Origin of the sequence: Micrococcoides hystricis (assembly GCF_042434215.1) — a bacterium.
Classification (GTDB): Bacteria; Actinomycetota; Actinomycetes; order Actinomycetales; family Micrococcaceae; genus Micrococcoides; species Micrococcoides hystricis.
In genome coordinates this window covers 44139-67750 of the sequence record NZ_JBHLUB010000028.1, presented here as the reverse complement: position 1 = coordinate 67750, position 23612 = coordinate 44139, and the positions used below count along the sequence as shown (strand labels likewise).

Annotated in this window: 18 protein-coding genes; 3 read left to right on the top strand and 15 right to left on the bottom strand. The window is 61.2% G+C overall.

Features of this window, described 5'->3' with window-relative positions:
* Window positions 1–34: 34 nt before the first annotated feature.
* The 7 genes from ACFFFR_RS06585 to rsmI form a co-directional block, all read right to left on the bottom strand.
* Window positions 35–1849, bottom strand: a complete 1815-nt coding sequence (locus tag ACFFFR_RS06585) for an ABC-F family ATP-binding cassette domain-containing protein (RefSeq protein ID WP_377458918.1) — start codon at window positions 1847–1849, stop codon at window positions 35–37.
* A gap of 18 nt (window positions 1850–1867) precedes the next feature.
* Window positions 1868–2830 carry a 4-(cytidine 5'-diphospho)-2-C-methyl-D-erythritol kinase gene (locus ACFFFR_RS06580; RefSeq protein WP_377458916.1) on the bottom strand — a complete coding sequence of 321 codons (963 nt, stop codon included), beginning with the start codon at window positions 2828–2830 and terminating at the stop codon, window positions 1868–1870.
* Window positions 2827–3732: a 16S rRNA (adenine(1518)-N(6)/adenine(1519)-N(6))-dimethyltransferase RsmA gene (gene rsmA, locus ACFFFR_RS06575; RefSeq protein WP_377459029.1), complete on the bottom strand. Its 906-nt coding sequence runs from the start codon at window positions 3730–3732 to the stop codon at window positions 2827–2829. The genes ACFFFR_RS06580 and rsmA overlap by 4 nt, the downstream gene beginning before the upstream one ends.
* Before the next feature lie 136 nt (window positions 3733–3868).
* Window positions 3869–5128 (bottom strand): resuscitation-promoting factor, encoded by a 1260-nt coding sequence (locus ACFFFR_RS06570; protein WP_377458914.1) that lies wholly within the window; start codon window positions 5126–5128, stop codon window positions 3869–3871.
* Between the two features lie 128 nt (window positions 5129–5256).
* Window positions 5257–6228 (bottom strand): TatD family hydrolase, encoded by a 972-nt coding sequence (locus ACFFFR_RS06565; RefSeq protein ID WP_377458912.1) that lies wholly within the window; start codon window positions 6226–6228, stop codon window positions 5257–5259.
* A gap of 35 nt (window positions 6229–6263) precedes the next feature.
* Window positions 6264–7745 (bottom strand): NAD-dependent succinate-semialdehyde dehydrogenase, encoded by a 1482-nt coding sequence (locus tag ACFFFR_RS06560; RefSeq protein ID WP_377458910.1) that lies wholly within the window; start codon window positions 7743–7745, stop codon window positions 6264–6266.
* 149 nt (window positions 7746–7894) lie between these two features.
* Window positions 7895–8737, bottom strand: a complete 843-nt coding sequence (gene rsmI, locus ACFFFR_RS06555) for a 16S rRNA (cytidine(1402)-2'-O)-methyltransferase (protein WP_377458908.1) — start codon at window positions 8735–8737, stop codon at window positions 7895–7897.
* Between the two features lie 77 nt (window positions 8738–8814).
* Here rsmI and ACFFFR_RS06550 point away from each other — a divergent pair, with 77 nt between their 5' ends.
* Window positions 8815–10419, top strand: a complete 1605-nt coding sequence (locus tag ACFFFR_RS06550; protein ID WP_377458906.1) for a dolichyl-phosphate-mannose--protein mannosyltransferase — start codon at window positions 8815–8817, stop codon at window positions 10417–10419.
* A gap of 37 nt (window positions 10420–10456) precedes the next feature.
* Window positions 10457–12301 carry an AMP-dependent synthetase/ligase gene (locus ACFFFR_RS06545; RefSeq protein ID WP_377458905.1) on the top strand — a complete coding sequence of 615 codons (1845 nt, stop codon included), beginning with the start codon at window positions 10457–10459 and terminating at the stop codon, window positions 12299–12301.
* A gap of 99 nt (window positions 12302–12400) precedes the next feature.
* On the opposite strand, the gene ACFFFR_RS06540 is transcribed toward ACFFFR_RS06545, so the two are convergent.
* From ACFFFR_RS06540 to ACFFFR_RS06515, 6 genes are all read right to left on the bottom strand, one after another.
* Window positions 12401–13738: a TIGR01906 family membrane protein gene (locus ACFFFR_RS06540; RefSeq protein WP_377458903.1), complete on the bottom strand. Its 1338-nt coding sequence runs from the start codon at window positions 13736–13738 to the stop codon at window positions 12401–12403.
* Window positions 13739–13853: 115 nt separating this feature from the next.
* Entirely contained in the window at window positions 13854–15317 is a 1464-nt protein-coding gene (ahcY, locus tag ACFFFR_RS06535; RefSeq protein ID WP_377459027.1) for an adenosylhomocysteinase, read from the bottom strand.
* 140 nt (window positions 15318–15457) lie between these two features.
* On the bottom strand, window positions 15458–15889 hold the full coding sequence (locus tag ACFFFR_RS06530; protein ID WP_377458902.1) for a DUF3499 domain-containing protein: 432 nt from the start codon (window positions 15887–15889) through the stop codon (window positions 15458–15460).
* 36 nt (window positions 15890–15925) lie between these two features.
* Entirely contained in the window at window positions 15926–17545 is a 1620-nt protein-coding gene (locus ACFFFR_RS06525) for a DUF5719 family protein (protein WP_377458900.1), read from the bottom strand.
* Window positions 17508–21119 (bottom strand): glycosyltransferase, encoded by a 3612-nt coding sequence (locus tag ACFFFR_RS06520; RefSeq protein ID WP_377459026.1) that lies wholly within the window; start codon window positions 21117–21119, stop codon window positions 17508–17510. The genes ACFFFR_RS06525 and ACFFFR_RS06520 overlap by 38 nt, the downstream gene beginning before the upstream one ends.
* A 26-nt stretch (window positions 21120–21145) precedes the next feature.
* Window positions 21146–21703: a WhiB family transcriptional regulator gene (locus ACFFFR_RS06515; protein ID WP_377458898.1), complete on the bottom strand. Its 558-nt coding sequence runs from the start codon at window positions 21701–21703 to the stop codon at window positions 21146–21148.
* Window positions 21704–21858: 155 nt separating this feature from the next.
* Between ACFFFR_RS06515 and ACFFFR_RS06510 the strand changes: the two genes are divergently transcribed.
* A complete protein-coding gene (locus ACFFFR_RS06510; RefSeq protein WP_377458897.1) occupies window positions 21859–22575 on the top strand; it encodes a TIGR03089 family protein in 717 nt (238 codons plus the stop codon).
* On the opposite strand, the gene ACFFFR_RS06505 is transcribed toward ACFFFR_RS06510, so the two are convergent.
* Together ACFFFR_RS06505 and ACFFFR_RS06500 are read right to left on the bottom strand one after the other, a co-directional pair.
* On the bottom strand, window positions 22556–23152 hold the full coding sequence (locus ACFFFR_RS06505) for a GtrA family protein (RefSeq protein WP_377458895.1): 597 nt from the start codon (window positions 23150–23152) through the stop codon (window positions 22556–22558). The genes ACFFFR_RS06510 and ACFFFR_RS06505 overlap by 20 nt on opposite strands.
* Before the next feature lie 81 nt (window positions 23153–23233).
* On the bottom strand, window positions 23234–23419 hold the full coding sequence (locus ACFFFR_RS06500; RefSeq protein WP_377458893.1) for an ArsR/SmtB family transcription factor: 186 nt from the start codon (window positions 23417–23419) through the stop codon (window positions 23234–23236).
* Between the last annotated feature and the right edge of the window lie 193 nt (window positions 23420–23612).

The window sequence follows — 23612 nt, the reverse complement described above, 5'->3', positions numbered from 1 at the left end:
AGGGATTGGACTCACACAGCGGGGTTGCAGCGGCTCAGCCTTCGAGGATTTCGGAGAGCTCCAGCCAGCGTTCTTCCAATTCTTCCTGCTCTGCGCGCAGCTGGGTTATTTCAGCCGACTTCTCCCCCAAAGCCACGAAGTCCTGCGGGTCAATCTCATGCATCGCAGCTTCGAGCTTGTCGATCTGCTCCGTGATCCGATTAAGCTTGCGTTCGGTCGCGTTCGCTTCCTTTTGCGCCGCCTGCCGTTCAGCACCCGACAGCGTGCTCGTCGGACCGGAGTCGCTGCCTGACTCGGTCGTACTGGTCGCCCGGGTGGAGGCTGCCGGCCCGGACTGGTCTTGTTCCTTGCGCAGGCGCAGGTACTCATCCACGCCAGCAGGCAGGTCCCGAATCTTGCCATCACCCAGCAACGCCACTTGATGATCGGTGACGCGCTCGAGGAAATACCGGTCGTGTGAGATCACAATCAGGGTGCCGGGCCAAGAGTCCAGCAGATCTTCCACCGCCGCCAAGGTGTCGGTATCCAAATCGTTGGTGGGCTCATCCAAGAACAGCACATTCGGTTCGGTGACCAACAGCTTCAACAGTTGCAGGCGGCGTTGTTCACCACCGGAGAGGTCCTTGACGGGGGTCCACTGGCGCTTGGCGGCAAACCCTAGGGTCTCCAGCAGCGAACCTGCAGAGACTTCCTTACCGTCGACTTCGAAAACATTCTTTTCTTCGGTGAGCACCTCAATGACCCGGCGGTTGGTGGTCGCCGCCAGATCCGCAAGATTCTGGTCCAGCACGGCGGTCTGAATCGTCTTACCGTGTTTGACGCGTCCAGCTGTTGGCTCCAGATCTTTGGTCATCAAGCGCACGAGCGTGGTCTTGCCGGCACCATTGATTCCCAAAATGCCAATGCGCTCACCTGGCGCCAAACGCAAGGTGACTTTGTCGAACAGTTCGCGGCCTTCGGGCAGCTGGTAGCTCATGTTCTCGACATCAATGACGTCTTTGCCCAGTCGAGCTGTCGCCATTTTTGTCAGAGCCACCTTGTCACGGACTTCTGGCACATCAGCGATGACCGCGTTGGCCGCGTCGATCCGGAACTTTGGTTTCGATGTCCTGGCTGGTGCGCCACGGCGCAGCCACGCGAGCTCCTTCTTAGCTAGCTGTTGGCGTTTCTGTTCGACAACGGCTGCCTGTCGGTCTCGTTCTACCCGGGCCAGCATATAGGCGGCGTAGCCGCCTTCGAACGGTTCAACGATGCCATCGTGGACTTCCCAAGTGTTTGTGGCCACCTCATCGAGGAACCACCGGTCGTGGGTGATGACCAGCAGCGCGCCTTCACCGGGACGCCAGCGGTTCTTGAGGTGTTCGGCCAACCAGTGCACCGTCTCAATATCGAGGTGGTTGGTGGGCTCATCAAGGAAGAGCACATCGTCATTGCCGGCCAGTAGTTGTGCCAGCGCGACACGTCTGCGTTGACCACCGGACAGCTCCCCTACCGTGCCGTTCCAGTCGATGCCGGTGAGCAGCCCGTCGATCACGTCACGGATCTTTGGGTCAGCCGCCCATTCGTGTTCGGCCCGCTCTCCGACGACCGCGAAGGACACCGTGTCGGCATCGTCCAGGCTGTCCCGCTGGGCTAGGTAGCCCACGGAAATGTCGTTGCGGGCCGTGACGCGGCCGTGATCGGGTTCTTGGACGCCGGCCAGAATTCGCATCAGGGTTGATTTGCCGTCACCGTTGCGGCCGACGATACCGATCCGCTGCCCCCGGTCAATGCCTAGGGAGACGGACTCGAGCACCGTGCGGGTGCCAAATGAAATGCCAATATTTTCGCAGCCAAGCAGATGGGCCATAGAGGTAGGTGTACTTTCCTAACAGATTGTCGCCCCGGCGGCAGGTCCGGTGACCGGCCAAGCGGGAAGTTGGTATTCGTCATTGAGGCGCAGCGCCAGCGCACTGGCGGCTTCCGCGTCGTCACAGAGCATCATGATGGTCGGTCCGGAACCGGAGATCATGGTCGCGAGCGCACCTTCTCGCAACCCTAGCTCCAATGTTTGGGACAGTTCCGGGTACAGCGCCAAGGTGGCAGGCTGTAGGTCGTTGCGCAGATAGCCCGCCAGGGTGCGTGGATCGCCTTGAGCAAAGGCGCGCAGCAGTTCGGTGCTGATGGGCTCCGGTTCGGTGTCGTTTTGTCCCGGCCGGTACCCGTGGAGCTGATCGAACTCCTTGTACACGCTCGGGGTGGACAGGCCGTTGCCGGTGGCCGGCACGATGACCCAGTGCGTCTGGGCGGTCGTGAGCAACGGGGTGAGCTCATGGCCGATCCCGGCGCCGAGTGCGGCCCCGCCAAGGACAGCAAAGGGCACATCCGCTCCAAGTGGTTCGGCGAATTCGGCCAGCGCGCGACGGTCCATTTGGATGCCCCATAGTGCTGCGCAGGCGACCAAAGCTGCGGCCGCATCTGCGGAGCCTCCGCCCATGCCCCCAGCGATGGGCACATTCTTGGTAATGGTCAGGTGCGCGCCTTCGTCGATGTTGAATTCGCGTTGCAGCAACAAGGCGGCCTTGACGGCAAGATTCGATTCGTCGGTAGGCAGCCCCTGATAGGCGATGTGGCTGGCCGATTGAGAGGAGAATTCTGCGGTAATGGATCCGTCCGTGACCGAGGTCGCACGGACCTGTTCGGCGCAGTTCACCGCCAAGAAAAGGGTTTGCAGCTCGTGGTAGCCGTCGGCGCGCGGCGCACCCACGTGCAGGGCGATGTTGATCTTGCCCGGCGCATTGGCGGTGGCGTAGCCAAACAGTTCGGCGGCGTTTTGACGCTCCGGGCTCATCGGACCTCCGTCTCAGCGGCGGCAAGCGCGATAGTGGCAAAGTCGGAGATGGTGAGCCGTTCCCCACGCAAGGTGTGGTCGATACCGGCGCTGCGCAGCACATCCTCGGCCTGCGCGGGGCTGCCCAAGGCTGGCCCCAATGCGGCGCGCAGTGTTTTGCGGCGTTGCGCGAAGGCCGCGTCAATCAGCGCGAAAGTCAGTTCGCGGTCTGCGCCCTGTTGCACCCGTGCCGCTTCATGTTCGTCGTAACACCGGAAGTGCACGAGCCCGGAGGTGATTTTTGGTTCGGGCCAGAACACCCGCATGCCAATCACTCCTGCTTTGCGTACGTGCCCGTACCAGCTGGCTTTCACTGAGGGGACACCGTAGACCTTGCTGCCCGGGTCGGCTGCCAGTCTGTCTGCGACTTCTTCTTGAACCATCACCAGCGCGTGTTGCAGCTCCGGTAGTTCGGCGAGCAGGTGCAGCAGGACTGGGACGGCAACGTTGTAGGGCAGATTCGCCACGAGCGCCGATGGTAGGGATCCGGACGTCTGGGCGATCTGTTCGGCGCTGACCTCCATGGCATCGGAGTGAATGAGGTGCAGTTGGCCAGCCCGTTCAGGGCGATACTCGGCAATGGTTTCGGCCAGTTGCCCGGCAAGCGCCGCATCGATTTCTACTGCGGTAACCTTCTCAGCTGCGTCGAGAAGCCCCAGAGTGAGCGAGCCCAACCCGGGACCGACCTCCAAAACATGCTCGTCAGCGGTAACTTCTGCTGCGGCGACGATGCGACGGATCGTATTGGGGTCGATGACGAAGTTCTGCCCGAGGGTTTTGGTCGGGCGGATTCCAGCCTTGTCGGCTAGCAGCCGGATATCAGCTGCAGACAACAGCCTTGATGGTTCACTCACGTTTTCTATCTTAACTACTTTGGCCCTGCACTCGGTCCATCATGACTGACAACGACGCTGGGCGGCACCGCGTGAAATTCGCGATACCGCCCAGCGTGAGAGGTTCTTCAGTTATGTGGCTCGAAGAGCCTTCTAGTGTTGTCGTTTAGCGCAGGCCCAGTCGAGCGGAGCATGCTGGCCAGTGGCCCCAGCCACCGTTGGCGCGCAGCTTCTCAGCGGTTGCGATCTGCTGGGCTGGAGTTGCCTGGTGTGGCAGCGGAGCGTACTTGGTACCACCGGCTGCGGCCCAGGAGCTAGCGGAGAACTGCAGGCCACCGTAGTAACCGTTACCGGTGTTGATGGACCAGTTACCGCCGGACTCACACTGAGCCAGCTTCTGCCAAGCGCCACCAACGTTCGTGGTGTTGGCCTTTGGAGCAGAGGAGCTGCTGGAGGAGGAAGAGGAGGAGCTGCTGCTCTTCTTGGCGGAGCTGGAGTTGTTGTTCTCAGCTGGCTTTGGAGCAGGACGCTTCTTGGTACCGACCAGAACTTCAGCGTTTTCTGGTTTCTTGGTGACCTTTTCGTCGGTCTTGACCTTGTCGGTGACCTTACCGTCAACCAAGCTCAGCTTGTAGGTGATGGTCTTGGTACCGGCTACGCCAGCCTTCTTGACCTTCTTTTCACCTTCGTACAGGGAGTTGTCCTTGGTGGTGGTGGTCTCGTAAGGAATCGCGACGGTTTCCTTATCGGACTTGGTGGAGTGCACCTGGATCAGGACCTTGACGGCCTTTTCCAACTTGGCGGATGGCTTCAGGGCCTTGTTGACGGTCTTGGCCTTCTTGCCCTTTTCGGCCTTGGCCTTGGTCACCTGGAACAGCTTGTGGTTCTTACCCAGCTTGACGCCTTCAGCCTTCAGCGCGTCACCAATGGTGGACTCGGTGGAGGTGAAAGTCTTGTTCTTCTTACCCTTCTGGACCACGATGATCTTCTTCGGGGTGGTCACCTCGATTGGGGAGGTGAAGGAGACGAGTTCCGCGTCGAGGTCAGCAGCGATTTCAGAATTCTTCTTCAGCTCAATGCTGTCCAGGAACTCAGCCAGGGTAGCTGCGGTGGTGTTGTAAGTCTTGGTTTCGCCGTCGATCTCCAACTGGATCTCTTTGTTCTTGGCGATGTTGATGACGGTGTCAGCGGTCACCGGCTCATCGAGGGATGGAGTTACTTCGTCACCGGCGGCAAGTTCAATGTTGCCGGATTCCAGGACGCCGCGGACGTCAGAAGCGAAAGTGCTTACTTCTTGGGATTGGCCGTCAACGTTCACGGCAACAGTCTTGTTGTTACCGACGAAGCCGATCAGGCCGAGGATCAATGCGGCAACTACAGCAAGCTGCGTGCCGATCAGGACGAGTTTTTTCTTTGGTCGAGCCACGAAGTTCCAATACTTTGCAGGTTCTGGGCACAGGGTTCATCCAAACAGAAAAGTTATGCGAACGGTTCTGCCGAATGGCCTGATCCCAGCTTCTAGGTTAAGTATCGTAACCGAATCGTGACATTAGCTCAAATTGATAACAACCACTGACCGTACACTCGGTCGGTATTGTCCTGCAGTTGGCGGCAGAACGCGGTCAATTCAACTCCGAGATGCTCCGCCATAAAGCGGACCGTGTTCGGCATCAAGTAGGAAGCATTCGGCCGTCCCCGGTACGGATGCGGGGTCAGGTAAGGCGCGTCAGTTTCCGCAAGAATCAGAGACTGATCGGCGATCCGTAGCGCGGCCTGCAAGTCCTTTGAGTTCTTGAATGTCACGGTTCCAGAAAACGACATGTACCAGCCATTCTCGTTACATATCCGTGCCAGCTCTTCGCCTCCGGAGAAGCAGTGGAAAACAACTTTGTGAGGAAGATAACCACCTTCGCGGGCCTTCTCCAGCTCCGCGACAACATCGTCGTGGGCGTCCCGGTCGTGAATCTGCACCGGCTTGTTCAGCCGGTGCGCCAGCTTCAGGTGCTCGGCGAACGAATACTTTTGCGCCTCGATCCCGTCTTCGCCAGTGCGGAAGTAATCTAGGCCGGTCTCCCCCACCGAGACGACGCGTTCGTCTTCTGCCAGCGTGCAGATCTGCGCGAAAACCTCGGTGAAGCTGCCATCAGCCACGCGTTGCGGCGCCTCATTGGGGTGCAGTGCCACTGCGGCCCGGATTCGTGGCTCAAGGTAGCTGGCTTGGACGGCGCGCTCGGATGAGCCAAGATCGTAGCCGATCGTGATCACTCCGGGCACCCCGACCGCTTCAGCGGTGTCCAGCGCTGAAGCGTAGGTCAGGTTGATGTTTCCGTCGCGCAAGTCCAAGTGGGTGTGGTTGTCCACGACGGGGGCGGGCAACGGCTCGGGTGCCGGCGGGTAGGTGAGGTTGCGCCGACGCCCGGTGTTTTCTTCGGTAGCAGCGCGCTGCCCACCAGACTGGTCTCCGTCACCGGTGGTGTCCTTCTGCAGGTAGGCATCAGGGGTGTGACCGGGAATGGTCGCAGTCATGGTGGGCAGGGCTCCTACGTGTGTGCGGGAAATTACTAGTTGGCGTACGGGTCGGCGATACCGATGTACTGGGTGGTGGTGTATTCGGCGATGCCTTCGGCGCCGCCTTCACGGCCCATACCGGACTGCTTCATGCCACCGAATGGTGCGGCGGCGTTCGAGATGACGCCGGCGTTGAAACCAACCAGGCCGAACTCGAGGCCTTCGGCGACCCGGATGAGTCGGTTGAAGTCCTTGGAGTAGAGGTAGGAGGCCAGACCGTATTCGGTGTTGTTGGCCATGCGGATGGCGTCCTCTTCGGTTTCGAAGGTGGTCACCGGGGCGACCGGGCCGAAGATTTCGTTCTGCAGGATCGGGTTGTCGTTGGCCACGTCGGTCAGCACAGTTGGTTTGTAGAAGTAGCCTGGGCCCTCTTCCTTGGCGCCACCGGCGGCGACGGTTGCCCCGGCTTTGACGGCTTCTTGGACCAACTTGTCCACGTCGTTGCGGGCGCCGTCATCGACCAGTGGGCCCACATCGGTGCTGTCTTCGGTGCCACGGCCGGTCTTCAGTGCGCTCATGGCGGCGGCGAACTTCTCGTTGAATTCCTTAGCGACGGACTTCTGGACGAGGAAACGGTTGGCCGCGGTGCAGGCTTCACCCATGTTGCGCATCTTGGCATCGATGGCGCCCTGGACAGCCTTGTCGAGGTCGGCGTCTTCGAACACGATGAACGGGGCGTTACCGCCCAGCTCCATGGAGGTGCGCAGGACCTTGTCTGCGGCGTCCTTGAGCAGCCGCTTGCCCACCGGGGTGGAGCCGGTGAAGGAGACCTTGCGTAGGCGGTCGTCCTGCATCAGCGGGCCGGAGATGGAGGAGGCTGATGATGAGGACACGACATTCAGCACGCCTGCTGGTAGGCCGGCTTCCTGCATGACCTGGGCGAAGAGCTGGGAGGTCAGCGGGGTGAGCTTGGCTGGTTTGAGGATCATGGTGCAACCGGCGGCAACGGCGGGGGCTACCTTGCGGGTGGCCATGGCCAGCGGGAAGTTCCACGGGGTGATCAGCAGCGATGGACCGACAGGTTTGCGCTGGACGATCATCTTGTTGGTGCCTTCTGGGCTGGTGAAGTACCGGCCGTAGTCGCGCACGGTCTCTTCAGAGAACCAGCGCAGGAACTCGGCACCGTACTTGACTTCGCCGCGGGCCTCGGCCAGCGGTTTACCCATTTCCATGGTCATCAGCAGCGCGAAGTCTTCGGCACGCTCGGTCACGAGGTCAAAGGCACGGCGCAGGATCTCGGCACGCTCGCGCGCGGAGGTGCGGGCCCAGTCCCGTTGGGCTTCGGAGGCTGCGTCGAGGGCCGCGAGCGCGTCTTCGGTGGTCGCATCCGCGATGGACAGCAGCACCTTGCCGGTGGCTGGGTCGTGGACATCCAAGGTCTTGCCGCCGGTGGCGTCCCGCCACTGACCGTTAATCAGGATGCCGGTGGGCACCGAGTCAAGCACCTGTTGTTCACGTTCTTGGGTCACGCTCATAGCGTCAATCACCTCTGGTCGAAAGATAAGGGGTCAGGCAACGTTTGTTCTCCGCTTACTAGATTACGACAACCGCGGCACACGGACGGTGTCCGTGAAGGGTGAAACGGCCTATCGTGCGCTAGGAGCCTAATGATTCTCGCTGTGCGCTATGACTGCTCGGCCATCAGATCTAAGGCAGTCTGGTAGATCTGGCGGGTGGAGTGTCCGTGCGCTTTGGCGAGCGCGGCGGCAGCGGTCTTCAGCCGTTCGCCGCCACGATGCTGCTCAACAGCTTGCGCGGCCAGCGTGTCGAGATCGACCGTTTGTGGTTCGGCGCCCGCCACGACGATCACGATTTCGCCACGGGCTGGATCGGTTTCTTGCTCGGCGATCAGTTCAGCCAGGGTGCCCCTGCGGATTTGTTCAAACTTTTTGGTCAGCTCTCGACAGACAGCCGCCTGCCGGTCGGATCCGAACGCTTCACTAACAGCCTCGAGAAATGCAGACAGCCGGTGCGGGGCCTCAAAGAAGACTTGGGTGCGTTGCTCATCGGCGAGCTCCTGCAAGCGTTGTGCTCGGGCGCCGGCTTTGCGGGGCAAGAAGCCTTCGAAACAGAACCGGTCGGTGGGTAGCCCGGAGAGAGTGAGGGCCACCAGTGGCGCGGACGGGCCGGGGGCACAGGTGACGGGGATGTCGGCGGCAATGGCGGCTTGGACCAGCCGATAGCCGGGATCGGACACGGCGGGCATGCCGGCATCGGTCACCACCAGCAGATCTGTTCCGGCTTCCACCGCGGCCAACAGTTCGGCGGTCTTGGCTGCCTCATTGTGCTCGTGGTAGGCGGTTAGCTTGCCTGCAGCGGTGACCCCGAGTGCGTTGAGCAACTGTTGGGTGCGTCTGGTGTCTTCAGCGGCGATCAGCGGGCTGTGCTGCAGCAGTTCCAGAACTCGGGAGGAGATATCGGAGAGATTGCCGATCGGTGTGGCCGCCAGCGTGATGGTTCCAGACATGTCCACTACCCTACCGGCTTTAGCTTTCACGGTAATGCGCAGGGGCTAAACGCCCAGTCTTGGGTACGATAAGCCTGATGAGTATCACCACCACCGCACCGGAAAGGCGCAGGCCCACCACGGGTGTGCCGGCGCGGTTGCGTGCCCGTCTGTCGGGTGACCCGGTCGTGTTCACGCGGTGGGGCTGGGCGGCTTTCGCCGTGGTCACGGTGGTTGCCGGACTGCTGCGGTTCTGGAACTTGGATTATCCGGGCCGGCTCATTTTTGATGAGACCTATTACGTCAAAGACGGCTGGGCCCTGTGGAACTTTGGTCACGAGATGAAGTGGCCGGAGGAACCGAACCCCGATTTTGTGGCCGGGAACCCTCAGCCTTTGGATGAGCCGGGCTACGTTGTTCACCCGCCTCTAGGCAAGTGGATCATCGGCGCCGGAATGGCGATTTTCGGCGTCGACAACGGTTACGGTTGGCGCTTCTCCGCTGCAGCTGCCGGAACCATCATGGTGTTCCTGTTCATGATCATTGTGACCCGGATGTTGCGGGCACAGTTTTTCGGCGTCTTAGGCGGAATCCTCATGGCCGTGGACGGTCACCATCTGGTGCTGTCGCGGACTGGCTTGCTCGATATCTTCTTGGCCCTGTTCGTCTTAGCCGCATTCTTGGCGCTGCTGTACGACCAACGCTGGCACCGACAGCGTTTGCTTCAGCACGCTGTATCCGGCCAGCAGCCTCGTTTCGTCGCCCGTCTTTGGCGTCCGTGGTGGCTGCTGGCAGCGGTCCTGTTAGCCTGTGCCACCTCTGTAAAGCTCTCGGCTTTGGCGTTCGTTGGCATGTTCTGTCTCTTATCGCTGGCCTGGGACTGGCAGGGCCGCCGTATCTTGGCCCAAGAGTTGCCGGATCAGCCTGCACCGTTGCGGACCACGTTCCTGTATGACTGGTTTCCAGCTCTTCTCACCGCCATTCCGTTGTATGCCGTGAGCTATGTGGCGACGTGGTCCGGCTGGATTTTTGGCAGCGGTGGCTACGGTCGTCAGTGGTCCGCGGAGCATCCCTCTGCTGGCATCGGCGGCTTGTTCCCGGACTGGTTCCGCTCCCTGTACCGGTATCATCGGGAATCTACACAGTTCCACGCCGGTCTTTCCAGTGAGCACAGTTACGCGTCAACCCCGTGGACGTGGTGGTTCATGGGCCGGCCCACATCGTTCTTCTACGAAGGCACTAAACGTGGCGAAGACGGGTGCGTCCATGAAAGCTGCTCGGCGGCGATCACCGATCTGGCCAACCCGATGTTGTGGTGGGCCGGAGCGCTCGCGTTCCTTGTGGTTCTGTTCCTAGCCGTGGCCCGCAATGATTGGCGGGCCTGGGCGATCATCGCCGCCTACATTGCCGGTTTCTTCGTGTGGTTGGCTTTCCCCGACCGCACCATGTTCTTCTTTTACACCATCGCCTACCAGCCCTTCCTCATCTTGGCGGTGCTGTTGGCACTGGCGTGGCTGATGCGTCTGATGAGTCGGCGGCAGCTGGCGCTGACCGGCCGCTACAGCCGGGCCGCGACACTGGGAGCCATCGGGTTCGTTGTGGCGGTGGTGGCCGTGAGTGCCTTCTTCTTGCCGGTCTGGACCGGAGAACAAATTAACTATGACGCGTGGCGGGCCCGCATGTGGTTCTCTTCGTGGATCTAAACTAGACGCACACGTACCCCATCTGAAGGAAACACTGATGCAGGAAGTCACCAACACCCAAGTGGCTCAGCTACCAGCCTCCACCAACGTCACCGATCTGGTGTTGGAACGTCTTGAGGCTGCCGCCGATTTGCCGGCCTACGCCATTCCGACGATCGCCGGAGAACAGATCACTTGGCGTGATGTGACCTTGCGCGAGTTCGTCACCGACGTGCAGAAGCTCGCCAAAGCACTCATCGCTTCCGGGGTGAAACCCGGGGACATGGTGGCGGTCATGTGCTCGACCAGCTATAAGTGGGCGTTGTTGGATCAGGCCATTTGGTTCGCCGGTGGCATTTCCGTGCCGATTTACGAGACGTCTTCGGCGTATCAAGTTGAACACATTGTTGGTGATTCCGGGGCCAGCCTGCTCTTTGTCGAAACCGAGCAGCATCGGGGCGTTGCCGCCCAAGCACTTGCGAATCTGGGCGCGGATCTGCCGATTCACGTGATCGGGGAACTCGCTGACCTGATGGCATTTGCCGAAACCGGCCACGAGGTCAGCGATGCTGATCTGGACAAGGCCCGCCGCACCGCAACTCTAGCTGATGTTGCGACCTTGGTTTACACCTCCGGCACGACCGGTCGACCCAAGGGTGCCCGCATCACCCACGCGAATCTGTGCTTGACGAGCCTGAACATCCTGCCGTTTGCTGCGGACATTGTGTACCCGGAAGGTGAAGGGGCCGAGCAGTCCTCTTCCCTCATGTTCTTGCCACTGGCCCACATCTTGGCTCGAGCCGTGCAATACATCTGCCTGGTCGGTGGCATCAAGATTGGCCACGTGGGCGACCTAAAGCTGTTGCTGCCAGCACTGAATACCTTCAACCCTTCTTTCGTCCTTGCCGTTCCACGGGTCTTCGAAAAGGTGTTGGCCGGAGCCACGCAGAAGGCCGAGGATGGCGGCAAGGGCAAGATTTTTGCTGCCGCCAAGCAGACTGCGATCGACTACGCCCAGGCCTGCGAACGCGCCGACCTCGGGGAGGGCTCCGGACCGGGGCTCGCCCTGAAGCTCAAGCACAAGCTGTTCGACAAGCTCGTCTACGCGAAACTGCGAGCGTTGCTCGGTAGCCGGGCCAAGTTTGCCGTCTCCGGTGCCTCCACGCTGGACCCAGAGTTGGGTGCCTTCTTCCGGGGCGTCGGGATTGGGATGCAGGAAGGCTACGGTCTGACAGAGACGACCGCTCCGGCAACCCTGAACATTCCGGGCCAGACCACCTTGGGCTCGGTGGGGCTGCCAATCCCAGGGGTCGACATCAAGATTGCCGATGATCAAGAGATCCTGATCCGCGGCGTGGTCGTCTTCGACGGGTACCACGGGGACCGGTTCTCCACTGAGGAGACGTTCACCGCTGATGGTTTCTTACGCACCGGAGATCTGGGTGAGATCGATGAGAGCGGCTTCCTGAAAATCTTGGGCCGGAAGAAGGACGTCATTGTCACCGCCGGCGGCAAGAACGTCTACCCGGGCCCGATGGAAGAAGATCTGCGCAAAGACGATCTGGTGGCCCACGTCGTGCTTGTCGGTGAGAACCGCCCCTTCGTCTCAGCGCTGATCGCACTGGAACCGGAGGCGCTGCCACGCTGGTGCGCCCAGCATGGTCTTGGCGAGCTGTCAGTTCAGCAGGCAGCCGAACACCCGCAGATACGGGACTACGTTGAGAACCTGATCAACGACGCCAACCAGAAGGTCTCCCGGGCCGAGTCTGTGCGTGAGTTCCGGATCCTGCCGGCCGCGCTGACGGACACCAGTGGACATTTGACCCCGTCGATGAAACTGCAGCGGACCGCGGTCATGCGTGACTACACCGAGGTCATCGACGAGATCTACGGGAAGAACTAACCATTCGCTGAAGCGTTAACGCCGCTGGCGACCACCTGTTCCGGATGTTTCCCGGATGTGGTGGTCGCCAGCGGTTTTTAAACGTGGTTGAGCTGTGGCTTAGGCGTCGACGTTCTTTTTCGCTTCAGCCTTCTGCGCTGCCTTGCGTTCTTTCTCTTCCTGTTTCAGGGCCCGGCGCTGCTCGCGCTTGCTCAGCTGCGGTTCTGAGCTGGCTCGTGGGCGGGCTGGCCTGTCCGTGTCCGTGGCGGCGACATCGTCATCTGCCTGCAGGCTCCACAGCCGCTCGGCTTCGGCCGCGCTACGTTCGCGGCGTGCGCGGGTCGGCCAGGAAGCAAGGAAGGTGACGAGCAGTGCGATCAGCAGCAGTGCACCCCACAGGATGATCGCATCCAGCCAGAACTGTTCCGGGTAGAGGCGAATGAGCGTGTCATCGAGGTAGAACTGCCAGTTACCCTGCGGGAAGAAGACCTCGTGGAACCAGTTGAAGAAGCCTGTGAACCCGACGACCACGGCGACAGCCAGCGCGATCACGAGCGCCAACAATCCGATTCCACCGGCGAAGGTGGCGCGGCGGATCGCTCCGGGGTAGTTGCGGCGCAAGTACCAGACCATCAGCAAGGACAGGATCAGCAGCAACAGTCCGGAGAGCATGGTGATGACCATGATCAGCTTCACGTCTGCCATGTGCTGGACTTCTTCTGGCCTGAAGAGCGGTTGGCCGTCCAAGTTGAGCTCTGAGAGGTATCGGGTGTCTGCCGTGTTGAACAGGTAGTCCAGCGGGTAGGAGCCGTAGGTCAGCCGGTCTGCGGTGCTGAAACCGTACTCATCGGCTGGGAAGCCTGGCCGGTTGTAGCTGATGAGCAGTAGCAGCGGTGAGGCGACGAGCTTCAGGGTCCCGACTAACAGCACCAACGGGTAGAAGATGGCCAGCAATACCTGCAGTGTCTTGGCGAAACCGCCGGCGGAGGTCTTGACCTCATCGCGCCATGCGGCACGCTGGTGGCTGTCTTTGTCCCCGGCAGGTGTGGCTGCGGCCGGCCACTGCGATTGTGGCCGGTCTTCAGAGTCGTCTAGGGCGTTGATGCGGGAACGGTCTAACACGGCGGTGTGCTGCGTTGGAGTGTCCGTCTTGGTGTGCTCTGGGCGTTCTTGTTTCAGCTGCCGGTAGATCGGGGAGGTGAACGCCTCGGTCTTGTGGGTACTGCTCGAAGACCCGGCAGCTGGTGCCGCAGCGACGGTGAGGTCTGCATCAGTTGCGGTGGTCTCAGCGCTCGGCTCCGGTTGCTGCCCGTGAGGATGCTCGTGTGCCGCGGTTTCGGCCGGAGCCGGATCAGCTGGCTGGGCGTTGTCTGGACCCTCCGTGTCTTGGAAGGCGGAGTAGTCGATACCGCTTTCGAACTCTTTTTCCTGGTGCAGCGGATCATCTTTCTGCGCCACGGGGCCTCCTCGGGCTGGACAGGGTAATTACCCAAAGTTTAAGGGAAGCCCGCCCCAAAAGCGCTGATTTACGCGCGGGGCGGGCTTCCTATCTGCCGCTGGTGGCTAAGTTTTTTTAGTACCGGTAATGATCGGCCTTGTAGGGACCGGCAACGTCGACGCCGAGGTATTCGGCCTGTTCTTTCGTCAGTTCGGTCAGTTCCACGCCCAGTGAAGCCAAGTGGAGGCGGGCGACCTTCTCATCCAAGATCTTCGGCAGCACATAAACCTGGTTGGCGTATTCGCCGGTGTCCTGTTTGGTGAACAGCTCGATCTGGGCCATGACCTGGTTGGTGAAGGAGTTGGACATGACGAAGGATGGGTGCCCGGTGGCGTTACCCAAGTTCAGCAGCCGGCCTTCGGACAGCACGATGAGTGAACGCTGCGGACCGTGCTCGTCGGCGGGCAGCACCCACTCGTGGACCTGGGGTTTGATCTCGATCTTTTCGATGCCCGGCAGCTTGCCCAGCCCGGCCATGTCGATCTCGTTGTCGAAGTGTCCGACGTTGCCGACAATGGCCTTGTCTTTCATGGCCAGCATGTGTTCGGCGGTGATGATGTCTTTACCGCCAGTGGTCGTGATGAAAATGTCGCCTTCACCAACCACGTCTTCTAGCCGGGCCACTTGGTAGCCGTCCATGGCGGCCTGCAAGGCACAGATCGGGTCGATTTCGGTGACGATCACCCGGGCGCCCTGGCCGCGCATGGCCTCCGCTGAGCCTTTACCGACGTCACCGTAACCGCAGATGACGGCAACCTTGCCGCCGATCAGCACATCGGTCGCGCGCATGATTCCGTCTGGCAGGGAGTGCCGGATGCCGTATTTGTTGTCGAACTTGCTCTTGGTGACCGAATCGTTGACGTTGATGGCCGGGAAGAGCAATTGGCCTTCCTGGGCCAGCTGGTAGAGGCGCAGCACGCCGGTGGTTGTCTCTTCGGTGACGCCTTTCAGCCCGGCAGCAACCTTGGTCCACTTCTGCGGTGAGGCTTTCAGCGACTCGCTCAGCACAGACAGGATGACGCGGTATTCTTCCGGGTCGTTCTCGTCAGCTGCAGGCACGGCACCGGCAGCTTCAAACTCAACGCCCTTGTGCACCAGCAGGGTCGCATCCCCACCGTCATCGAGGATCATGTTCGGGCCCAGCTCCGGGTTCTCTTCGGCTCCCGGCCAGGACAGGATTTGGTTGGTGGCCCACCAGTATTCGGGCAGGGTTTCGTTCTTCCATGCGAAGACCGGGACGCCGGTTGGGTTTTCAACTGTGCCGTCCCCGACCACCACGGCTGCGGCGGCTTCGTCTTGGGTGGAGAAGATGTTGCAGGAGGCCCAGCGAACTTCTGCACCGAGCGCCACGAGGGTTTCGATCAGCACCGCGGTTTGGACGGTCATGTGCAATGACCCGGCGATCCGTGCACCGGCCAGTGGTTGGGATTCACCGTATTCTTCGCGCAAGGCCATCAGGCCGGGCATTTCGTGCTCGGCCAAGCGGATCTGGTGTCGGCCAGCCTCAGCCAAGCTCAGGTCGCGGACGGCGTACTGCACCGGGCTTTGTTCGGTAGAGACGTCCAGGGTGCTGGTGTCGAGGCCGGTGGTGTCCAGTGCAGGGGAAAGGTTGGAAGAAGATGCCAACAGATTGTGTCCTTTGAAACGGTGGTTACGTGTTCAGTCGTGGGTGAGAAGTTTTAGTCGCCGTCAGTGATGAGCCGCAGCCATCCCTTGGCGGCAGGTTTGGCCGGCTTCGCGGAGGCCCCGGCGTTCAGGCGCGGTTTCTTGCGTTGTGCAGCGGCGGCAAAGTCTTCACGCTCGCCCCCGGCAGCTGCGTCACTGCCCTGCTGGACCGCGTGGGCCACCTCCAGCAGGTCATCGGGTTCGACTTTCGGCCGGACCGCGGCCATCGCGGCCGGGTCGGTCATGGTGATGACTTCCCAGCCGATGGGTGCGGAGAAGCGTTCGGCGTGTGCGGCGCACAGATCGTAGCAGTGGGGTTCAGCGTAAATCGACAGTGGCCCCAGCACGGCGGTGGCGCCGGCGTAATCGTAGGTCAGCGTGGACACTGCTGGGTTGACGCAGCCGTTGCGTGAACAGCTACGCACAGTGCCGTGGGATGAGCTCATCGTGATCTGTGGACCTTCCTGATTACCGGAGCACACTTATTCCGATAAGGATACCGCCACCGCGGTGTTTGCTTGGCCAGTGGAGCGGATCGGGATAGCGGTGAGTTGGTTTCCGCTACCGGTGATGTGCACGTTTCCGTAGACACGGTCACCGCTGACGCTGATCAACACGCCCGCAACCTTGTTGTCGCCACCCAGATCTTTCACGCTCTTGCGCACGGTGGCACCCCCGTTCAAGGTGAGCGAGGTTTGGCGGCCCATGGCGCCGGAGGCGAGCACCGGGGTGATAGAGACAGTGGACTCGCCGTCTGCTTGGCCAAAGACCAGGGTGGCGTCCCCGTTTTGGGGCAGGGCCACAACATTCGAGTTCCCCAATCGTCCCGCCGATGCCAAGTACGCGATATCAACGTCGGCGTCACCGCGGACAGTGCGGCCGGTAGCGGTGACCAGATTGTCGCCTTGGATGGCAAAGGTGTATTCACCGGCGGCCAAGCGGTCCAGTTCGAACACGGCGGTGCCTTGCGCCGGAATGCTGATCTCGCCGTTATTGGGCAAGTCGACCTCACCGCGGGTTGAGTACGCCTTGATGGTCGCGGTTGTTTCAGTGGCAGCTGGTGAGGAGAGGATCAGCGCCGGTGCGGAGTTCTTGCGGTCCTCGTCCTGCAGGTATTTTGCGTTGCTGTCCGGATTCTGCGCGATGAAACCGGTAATGAGCTGATTGCGGGCCAGTGTGCCAGTGGCCGGAATGTAGTCCACTCCGCCGGCATCGAGGCCGTAGAGGAACGTCTGGGTCGCCCACGCGCCGACGGCACCACCGGTGGAGCGGATCCGCACCGTGAGGGCGGGCTCGTCTGGGGCGAAACCGGCGGCCAAGAATGAACGTGACTCCCCTGGGCCCAAGACGATGCCTTGTGCTCCCGGGGCTTGGACTTTGCCTTGGCTGCCGTAGAAGTCAAGGTTGACCACGGCCGTGGTGTCGGTCGGGTTGCTGAAACCGATGACACCGGTTGCCCCGACTTCGGTGGTCAGGCCGGTGATCCATTGTTCATGCCGCGGCGCGATGCAGTCACTGCTGGCCAGCCCGGCTAGGTCACCGTCAGGTGCGGTGTAGCTGCGCGCAGCGTTGATCAGACCCGGCCGACCACCGAGCGGATAGCTGGTCAACAGACTTGGCTGGGTTGCGGCGGAACCGTTGACGGATAGCTTTGCTTTACGCTGTGACTGGCCATCCTCGCCAACCGTGGCGGGCTGGCCCTGTTGTTTCTCGTCACTGACCTTGGGGGTCAGGTCGGTCGGGTCACTCTCAGCACTGAGATCTGTGCGCAGTTGCAGCCAAGGCAGGGTGCCGCCAAGATCAGAGATGGCAAGCGCAGCCAGCTCCGTTTTTTCTCCGTCAGATCCGGGGGCAAAAGCAGCGTCGGTGTTTTCGCCGACCCCGGAGACGAGTTGTGGCTGGGTGGGACACACGAGCCGCTGCTGCGCTGTTGGGATGTTGGTGAGCCCCGGGTTAGCTTCGGCCAGCGCAGGTTCTTGCGGGTTCTGAACCGCGGCGAACACTCCGGCTCCGGCCAACAGCACCAAGACGGTCCCGGAGGCTATGGCGGCGATGGTGCGCCGTTTATTCTCGTTCTTTTTGACGGGTTTCTCCGCTGCCATCGGTCACCTCCGTGGATGTGGGTTCTGCTGGGGCATCGTTCTGCGTGGTTTCTGCGGGCGCAGGGTCAGCATCATCCGGCTCGGCGTTGGCCGGTTCCTCCGTGGGCTCTTCGGCTGCTAGGTCCGGTAGTTGGTCTTCACCTGAGGTGGAGGTTTCTTCCACCTCAGTGGCATCGGTGTCTGGTCCAACATAAGGAACAAATCGTGCCCGCCTGCTGACGGGCACTGCCAACAGCAAGGCCAAGACAAAGACGAGTCCCTGACCGAAGACCGCGAGGCGCTGGTGATCGTGCTGGAACTCTACGTTCAGTGTTCCGGCCTCTTGCGGCAGCACGAATTCTGCGGCCCACTGGCCTTGGGCTGAGTTGACTGGTTCGGGATTGATTTCTCGTCCATTGAACGTGACGAGCCAGTCTGGGTCTGCCCGGTTGGAGATCCAGAGACGACGTTCAGCTGAGCTCTCTTGAAGGTCAACGTTCGCTTCGGTCAGCGTGGAGCTGATTTGTTGGACGGTCCGGCCGTTCGCGTCGGTGATGCGCATCCGGGAAGTGAAGTCTGTTGCGGTGGCAGGTTTGGGCAGCTGCTTTTCCGGAACGGCGCGCCACAACCAGCCACCTTGGGCACGGCCGACGGTAGCCAGTCCGGGGACCGAGTCGATCTTTGCTGCCAGCAGTTCTTGGTCGTTGGCTGGGTCTGCAAGGAAGACAAACGCAACCGCTAGTTCATCGAGCTGCTGGCGCGGATCCAGATTGTCCCCGGCCACGATCTGGGCGACGGCCTGCTTGATTTGTTCATCGGCAGGGTCATCGCTGGCCCACGATGCTTCGTTGAGCGGACCGGAGAACTGGCGGGCGTGGTGCCCGGCAGACATCGCGTCCAAGGTTGTGGCCGCACCGTTAATGAGTGCCCCATCAAAACCGGTGTTCGTGGCGGTGATCCGCAGGGTGCGGGTTCGGTACTGGCCCAGCGCTTGATCAGCGGCCGTGGCCGGCACTAGCCGGGTGGGTGAAGCCGCCACTTGAGAGTCGCTGCCCAGATCGTCGATGGCGTGTAACGGGTCTTCGTCTTGGACCGGGTCGACAAAGCTGGCGGTTAGGAACTGCGCACCGGCTAGCAACACGGAGAGGACCATCGTGCCCAAGAGGACACCGGTGGCGGTGGTGAAGCCTGCACGCCGGCCCGCAGTGGAGCGGTTGCGTAGGCTACCGAAGACATCCAAGGTGACGATGGCGCCCATCATGAGCACGAGGTACCACACGGAGATGGCTGGACCCGGGAAGATGGTGACCGGTTGGCTGCCGTCGGCTGCGGTGACGATCCCGCTGGTGAGATAGGCGACCGCCAGGCTCAGCAATGCGGTTAGGAAGGCGAAGCGAACGATGGTGCCGCGCAGCTTTGGCGTAAACAGTGCGATCAGTAGCCCGACTCCGGCGGGGGCCGCGATCAACAATGCCGTGATGATGGCAAAGGGCGCACCCCAGTGGAGCCAGTCCCAGTGGAACACGGTGGTTCCGGCCAGCGGTTCGAACCGGATGGGGAAACCCAAGAGTTGTTGCCAGATCGGGGCTGCTTCGAAGGCCAGCGGCGCACCCGGATCAGCGAGGAGCGCCCGTGGGTTGTTCCAGTCTTGGATCCAGGTGGGCAAGAACAGGGCAATCGCCGGCAGGGGCACGAACCAGAGTGTTTTGGCTCTGCGCCCGATCACGACGAACATCACGATGACAGCCAGTGCCAATGGCAATGTGGCTGCCGGAGCGCTTGCGGCTAGTACGGCCATCAGCAGTGAGGCGACGCCTGCAGCGGTCCATGAGGGCACCGAGTTGATACCCGGTTTGAGGATCATCTCTACTTCGGTCCGGCGCATCGCGATCGGATCCAAGTACAGTTTCGGATCCAGTGCCGAACCGGTCGCTCGAATCACGGCCAGCGCGAACAGCGGCAGCACGATGTGGAAGATCATGGCCCCGAGTCGGCCCTGAGCAAGATCGACCTGCAGCACCGGTGCCACACCCCAGATGAGGGCTGCCAGCAATCGGATACCGCGTGAGTCTGTCAGTCCGGCCGCCAAAAACCATGCGGCCAGTCCGGCAAGCGGCATAGCCAAGAAGAACGCCCAGACGGTGGCGACGGAGGCATTCCCGATTCCGAGGATCCCCAGCAGGCCCAGCACGTAGGAGAACGGATCAATGTGGTGGTTGGAGCCGACAGAAAGATCGGTCCACCAACTTGAGGCGTGCGCAAACACCGCCCCCAGCGAGCCACTGACCGGGAGCATGCTGCCGCCCATGAGGGCGCTGGCACCCAAGAGGTGTCGCAGCCCGATGACCGAGGCGATCGTAAGAACCGCAAAGGCCACCAGAGCCCCGGTACCGGCCCACGTCCGTTCGGGAGCGGCCATCGCGGTGAATTCGTCGTGGCCGCCGGTCGGCTCCGACATGGTGTTGGCGGCACCGGTACCATCACCGATCACAGCGGTTCGTTCGGTAGCGGCCCTGTTGGCCCGCTCGTAGTGTCGGACTTCGGCCCGGGAGGTCATCAACGGTTCGACCACGTCAAAGGCCACCCGGCGGCTTTGTTTCAGTTGCCGCCGGGATCTGCGCAATTGGGCCGGTTTGAGCAACCCGTCAATGGTGCCGACAAACGCTTTGAAGGCGTGCGCGAACTGCTTGTTCGCGATACCTAAGATCAGGTCAACCGTGGCGGCAATCAGAAGCCATAGCCAGAGGAAGGGCAGCTGCCAGCCGCGAGCATATTTGAGCCGTAGAAAGTTTTGCGAGCGCCGTTGGGCCCGGATACCGGACGGAGAGATGCGCCCGGAGAGTTCGTCCCAGCGCTCGGAATGGTCCTTACCGGAGGGCCGGAACCAAGACCCAGAGACAGGACGGGTGCGCCGGTCAGTGGAATCTGGCACGGGTTCGTCGTGGCGCATGATGGCGCTGGGCACCACGATGACACGGTTGCCGGCCAGACGGTTGCGCCAGCACAAGTCGAGTTCGTCTCCGACCATCTGCAGGGCGGGGTCGAAGCCGCCGAGTTCGGCCCAGCTGTCGGCGCGTACCAGCATGCCTGCCGAGTTGACGGCGAACACGTCTGAGCGGTCTTCGTACTGGTCTTGGTCAATCTCTTCACGGTTGATCATGGTCAACCGTTCGGCTCGCGGTGACATGCCGATGCCAACGTCAATGAGTTTGCGGTCGTCATGCCAGCGGACTTGTTTACAGCCGGCAATGGTGACCGAAGGTGATTTTTCTACCGAGCCCAACAGTTCCGCGAGTGCGTCTTCAGCCGGGGCGGAGTCGTCGTGGATCAGCCAGAGCCAACGGTGTTCTGGAGCAGTCCGGTGTCCGAGGTCCGCGGCCATGTCGGCGGCGTGGGCGACGGCTGCGGTGAATCCTTGGTTTTCGCGCAGCGAGACGAGGTGGGCGGGTTCAGGTACGTGTTGTTCTAACAACCGGCGGGTGTCTTCGTCGGCTGCTGAATCGACAACAATCAGATGATCTACCGGGCGAGTCTGCGCTTGCAGTGCGGAGAGGACTTCAGGCAGGTGCTCGCTTCCGCGGTGACAGACAAGGATTGCTGTGACATCGACCTGATGCTGAATTAGTTCGCCTTCTTCCGCAAGCGACGGCGTTCACGTTCGGAGAGTCCACCCCAGATGCCGAAACGCTCGTCTTTTTCCAATGCGTATTCCAAGCACTCCTCGCGCACGGTGCAGGCGGCGCAGACTTTTTTGGCGTCGCGGGTCGAGCCGCCTTTTTCCGGGAAGAACGCTTCCGGGTCTGTCTGCGCGCACAGGGCGTCGACCTGCCAGGCCAGCTCGCCTTCCACATCGGTTGGGGACCAGATGCTGTCCAGCAGCGAAGAGGCGTCATCCATCTGCGCGTCTTCGGTTTGCAGGGGCACCACTGGGGCCACGTGGAGTGCACTTGGTTGGTCTACGTCTTCGGCGGCCCGTTCCGCAGCTTCGGCTGCAGCCAGCAACGCGGTGGCTTGCTCTTCAAGCGTCAGCGGTGCTGCGGTCAGACCGTCCTGGTACTTGGCTGCGGCCTGCGGGTCTGCTGGGTCAAGGAACCAGTCGGCGGGAATGTTCCGGGGTTGCGGCTGTGCCGCGGCTGCTTCGGTGCCACGGTACTCTTGCTGGCGCTCTGCGTTCGTCAAGAAAGTCCTCCCGGAACTGGTGCTGATGGTGTGACAGACATACATAATTACACGTGTGTAAGTTGCACTACGTCAAGTTTTGGCGGGAAATGATAAGCAATGCGACCGACAGGTTTAGCATGTATTGCGCGCAACACGCCGTAGAATCTTTTTTCATGATCTCTTTGGTTTCTTCCGCTTCCTCCAAGCCTGTCACCACCGTTGCCGAGCTCATTGACTTCTTGGGCCGTCGCGGCCAACCTGCCCTCTGCCAATACGTGGGAGATGAACGCATTGAGATCTCCGGACGCGTGCTGGTGAACTGGGCGACCAAGGTCGCCAACCTGATTGATGAGCACTATCCCGTGCTGCCTTCCTCCGTCGTGGTGGTCGGTCCTGCCCACTGGAAGTTCTTAGCCATCGCGCTGGGGACCCTCATCCACGGTCAACAGCTGCAGTGGCCGGCAGCCAGCATTGCGGATGCCCCGGAAACGGACTTCGCCGATTCACTGGTGTTCACCTCCGCGGATGCAGGTGAGCTGGATGCGGTGACCGCTGACCCGGCCGAGCTGGTGCAGGTGGAGCTGGCAACTCTTGCGACCGAATTCGCCGGCGAGCTGGATCCGTTCGCCTTGGACTTTGCAACCGAGGCTCCCGCTCAACCCGACCAGCTCATGGTCCAGGTCTCTGAAGTGACCCTGCCGACTGCACGGAAGGGCAATGTGTTGCTCAGTTACGAACTAGACGGGCAGCAAACGTTAGGACATGAGGATCTGGCGGAGCTGGCGTTGGCAACCTGGGCCGGCGGCGGCTCGGTGGTGATCAGTGATGCGCAGAACCTCGAGCAGGCCCAACGCCAAGAGGCGCCAGCGCTTACCGCGTTGGTTCAGTAGGGTCCTGGGCGCCTTTTTCAGCGCGCTGACGGGCGTGCCGGTCTTCGGCGGCCTCTTCGATAGCGGCCGCTAGAGCTGCCGGATCTTCGTGGGGAGCTTGCCGTGCGGCCTTGGCACCGCCGGCCGCGTCTCCGGAAAACACCCAGAAGCGGTAGGCGAAGAAGCGGAAGATTGTGCCCAGTATGAGGCCAACCACGTTACCTGCGATGAACAGACCCGTCACCGAGTTGATGTCCAGCAGGTATTTCGCGACCAAAACGCAACCGACTTGGATGCCAATGCCGATCACGTTCATGATGCCGAACAACACCGCTTCTTTAACGGGGTTGGCTTGGCGGCGGTCACGGAAAGTCCAGTAGCGGTTTGCGACCCACGAGAAGATAGTGGCGATGATTCCAGCCACGACTTTTGCCTTTGCGGCAGAGTCGGACATGGGCCCGGATAGCAGCCACACGTAGATCCCCGAGTCGATGATGAACGCGAGTCCACCTACCGTGCCGAACTTGGCCACTTCGCGCCAGAGCAGCTTGACCAGCGCCCGAATACGGGACGCGAAGGAAACGAAGCGGTAACGCACGATGAAATTAACTCCAACTCAGGGCACGGTAAAACACCACAATATTACCCGGGTGGAGTCTGCTTACCTAGTTAGCGGCGTTCAGGCTTCTTGCATGTTAAATACTGCCCGCAGGTAGTGATCGGTTTTCTCGGCCACTGCCTCAGAGAGTCGGTAGAAGCCCCACGTTCCACGCTGTTCGCGCAGCAAAAGACCGGCATCAACCAGTAGCTTCAAGTGGTGCGAAATCGTGGACTGACTCAGGTTTAGCGCGGAAGTCCCGCACACAGACTTCTCCTGCAGCCGTCACCATCTGAACCATCCGGACCCTATTCGGATCCCCCAATGCTTTGAAAACGCGAGCTACGTCTTCAACTTCGTGCACGTCAGATCGACCGACGGAAACAACCATGGCTTCCATTGGAATTCCCCCTAATTAACTTATCCCCTATCGCCTAAGAGTAGCACCGCAGTTGCATTT